Annotated in this window: 3 protein-coding genes; 1 reads left to right on the top strand and 2 read right to left on the bottom strand. The window is 72.4% G+C overall.

What is annotated here, in order from left to right; translation table 11 throughout:
* Positions 1 to 52: 52 nt before the first annotated feature.
* Complete coding sequence (locus tag ACFWEP_RS33455) at positions 53 to 862, bottom strand: class F sortase (protein WP_387375887.1); 810 nt, start codon at positions 860 to 862, stop codon at positions 53 to 55.
* A gap of 140 nt (positions 863 to 1,002) precedes the next feature.
* Positions 1,003 to 1,500, bottom strand: a complete 498-nt coding sequence (locus tag ACFWEP_RS33450; protein ID WP_387375885.1) for a sortase — start codon at positions 1,498 to 1,500, stop codon at positions 1,003 to 1,005.
* 601 nt (positions 1,501 to 2,101) lie between these two features.
* Here ACFWEP_RS33450 and ACFWEP_RS33445 point away from each other — a divergent pair.
* Entirely contained in the window at positions 2,102 to 3,172 is a 1,071-nt protein-coding gene (locus ACFWEP_RS33445; RefSeq protein WP_387375883.1) for a glycoside hydrolase family 43 protein, read from the top strand.
* The last annotated feature ends 20 nt before the right edge of the window (positions 3,173 to 3,192 follow it).

The following is a 3,192-nucleotide window of genomic DNA, read 5'->3' as shown; positions in this document are numbered from 1 at the left end:
ACCGGTGCGTCCGCCGGGAGTCCGTCGTCGGCGCGTGGCCACCGGCGCGTGGTCAGCGGGAGGCGGTCAGGGCCGCGAAGACCACGACGTTCTCCTGGTAGCCGGACTTCTTGTCGTACTCGCCACCGCAGGTGATGACCCGCAGTTCCGGCCTGTCCGAGGGACCGTAGACCTTCTCGTCGGGGAAGTCCCTCTTGCTGTAGGAGTCGACCGCGTACACCGTGAACACGGCAATACTCCGGTCCGCCCGGACGATCTCGACGGTGGCGCCCTCGCGCAGGGCGCCGAGCAGGAAGAAGACGCCGGGCCCGAGCCGGGTGTCGACATGCCCGGTCGTGATGGCGGTGCCCACCGACCCCGGCACCGTCCCGTCCGCGTACCAGCCGCTGAGCACCGGGTTGTTGTCGGGCGGGGTCTCCAGCGCGCCGGAGGCGTCGAGGCCCAGCCCCATCATCGGCGAGTCCACCTTGAGTGCGGGGATGCGCAGCCGTACGGGTGGGGACGGCGGAAGCGGTCGCACGACGGGGTGTGCCGGGCGGGCCGGGCCGGTGGACGCGCCCGGCCCGGGACCCGCCGGCGCCGGCCGCAGGGGCGCCGGCCGGACGGGCGGCCGGGGGAGCAGCACCGGCGGCGCGGTGGAGCGGCGTACGAGGGAGGGCGGCAGGGACACCGGAATCCGCGAGGCCATGTACACCGGGCCCGGGGCTGCCGCGAGCGGTGGCGCGGCGGCGGGCGGGGCGGCGGAGGGAGGCGGAGGCGCGGCGGCCGCCGGTGCGCGCGGTGGCTGCGGCGGCCGGTCGTCCCGCATGCCGTTGACCAGCAGCACGGTACCCGCCACCACGGCCCAGACCAGGTGTTTCACCGCCGGGAACGTCTGGGGCGACGTTCTGGCACTGCGCCCGGTTCTCATCGCGTGTCCTCTGTTTCGCGGCGGTTGGAATGGCAGGTCCGCGCGCCCCGGAGCACGACGGGATTCGGCGCGCGCGGACAGGTGGCGTACGGTCAGCCGCGGACCGACGCCGCCCGGCGGCGCAGCCTGAACGCGGTCCCGGCCGCCGCCCCGGCGAGCAGGACGCCTCCCAGGGCGAGCTGCGCGCCGTGGTTCACGGGCACGCTGAATCCGGCGGCGACCCCGCCGCTGGGCGTACGGTCGGCGATCCGGTAGGTGTCCGTCATCATGATGCGCGGGGGGCACTTCACGGTGACCGTGTCGGTGCCCGGCCGGGCGTCGTCCGGCACCTCGAACTCGCCGACCAGGACACCCTTGCGCGTGCCCTCGAAGAGGTGGAACGCGCCCGCGGCTTCCGAGGTCCCCTTGCCGTAGGTCTCCTTGCCGCAGGCCCGGGTGCTGACGGTGACCAGCGAACCGGGTGAGGCGCTCGCCGGGCTGATGCGGATGGTCTGCTCACCGGCGGGGTCCGCGGCCACGGCGGCGGGAGCCGTGAGGGCCACCAGACCTACGGCCAGACAGATACCCGCACCGGTGCGTGTGTTGCGCATGAGGTTCCTCCATCGAGAGCGGGGCCCGGCCGGACTGCGCGGCTCCTCCGCTGTGCTCCGCGTCCGAGGCAACCGACACTCCGTCACGCCCGCAACACGGGGAGCCGACGCTCATGTCACCCGGTCAGGCCCGGCACTCCGTCCCAGGCCCCCCGTTTGCGCAGGTCACCTTCTTCCGGTGCGGAATCGAGGAGGGGCGGGCACCGGACGGCGAACGGGCTAACCGATCTTTTCGGGTCGAGTTCGACCCGGAGGCGGGGGAGTTGGGTGCGTGGGCGGCGGCGCGGCGCGGACGGCCCGACGGTGCGTCGGCTGACGGCTCGTGGGGCGGGGCGTCACGGTCGCGGATATTGACATGAACAGGACCGTTCCGGATGCTGTGAGAGCGCTCTCACATCGATGTGGGGATGCTTCGTCAGGGGTTGCGTGAGCCGGGGAGCCCGGCGAGCGCGCGAGATCGACGAGTGGGGGAGCCGCGGCCGGAACCGCCCCTGCGGCGTCCTTCGCGGCGGTCCCGGCCGGATGCCGTGCGCGGTCCGGCGCTCCTTCGCCGGGTCCTCGCCCGGCGTCGAAGCGGAGGCGCGAACCACGGAAGGGGACCATGAATCTCATCCGCCGTATGTACGGCCTCGCCGCCCTCGCTCTCGCAGGGCTCCTCACGGTCGTGGTGTCCGTGTCGTCCGCCGGGCCCGCCACGGCCTCCCAGACGAGCATGCGGGCCGCCGATCCGAGCGTGATCCGGGTCGGCTCCACCTATGTCTCCGTACAGTCGACCGGCGGCGGCATCGCCGTGCGGCAGGCCTCGTCCACGGCCGCCCTGGCGTCCGCGTCCGCGCGGCAGGTCTGGTCCGACACCCGCGGCCTCGGCGAGGTCTGGGCGCCGGAGCTCGTGCGGGACGGCGGCCGGTACTACATCTACTTCACGGCCGGAGTCGGCGCCGCGCACCGGATGTACGTGATCAGCTCGGCGACCGCCGACAGTGGCTACACCGCCGAGACCCAACTCGCCCTGCCCGACGGTAAATGGGCCATCGACGGCACGATGTTCACCTTCAACGGGCAGCGCTGGTTCGTCTGGTCCGGCTGGGCCGGGGACACCAACGTCGAGCAGAACCTCTACATCGCCCGGATGAGCAGCCCCACCACGCCCACCGGCGCGCGTTACGTCATCTCGCAGCCCCGGGAGAGCTGGGAGCGGGTGGTCGGCAACCCGTACATCAACGAGGCGCCCGAGGCGATCAAGGACCCGAACGGCCAGCTGCACATCGTGTACTCGGCCAACGGCAGCTGGAGCGACCAGTACTGCCTGGCCGAAGTACGGCTGCGGGCCGGCGGCGACCCGACGTACGTGTGGGACTGGTACAAGTCGAACGGGTGCCTGTTCGGCTCGAACGGCTCGACGATGAACCCCGGCTGGGATCCCACACTGCAGGTGAACGGGCCCGGGCACCACAGCTTCGTGCTGCTGGACGGTGACATCAACACCAGCCCGCCGGCCGGCCCGACGTTTCCGCTGATGTTCCACGCGGTCCCGAAGGGGACGGCGTACTCGTGGGCCAACCGGTACTGGTACACCGGGTCTTTCTGCTGGTGGGGCGGCACGACCTACAGTCGCGCCAACGTCCCGGGAGCGACTTCGGACACCGGGTGGAGCCTCAAGTTCTTCGAGTGAGGCACGGCGAAGAGCGGGCG

The sequence above is a fragment of the Streptomyces sp. NPDC060198 genome, assembly GCF_042728415.1.
GTDB lineage: Bacteria > Actinomycetota > Actinomycetes > Streptomycetales > Streptomycetaceae > Streptomyces.
Note: the sequence above shows the minus strand (reverse complement) of the source record. Positions and strands in the feature narration are given on the sequence as shown.

Bases quoted from the DNA above. Each gene is read 5' to 3' on its own strand.
- ACFWEP_RS33450 (WP_387375885.1), bottom strand. From the start codon at position 1,500: ATGCGCAACACACGCACCGGTGCGGGTATCTGTCTGGCCGTAGGTCTG.
- ACFWEP_RS33445 (WP_387375883.1), top strand. From the start codon at position 2,102: ATGAATCTCATCCGCCGTATGTACGGCCTCGCCGCCCTCGCTCTCGCA.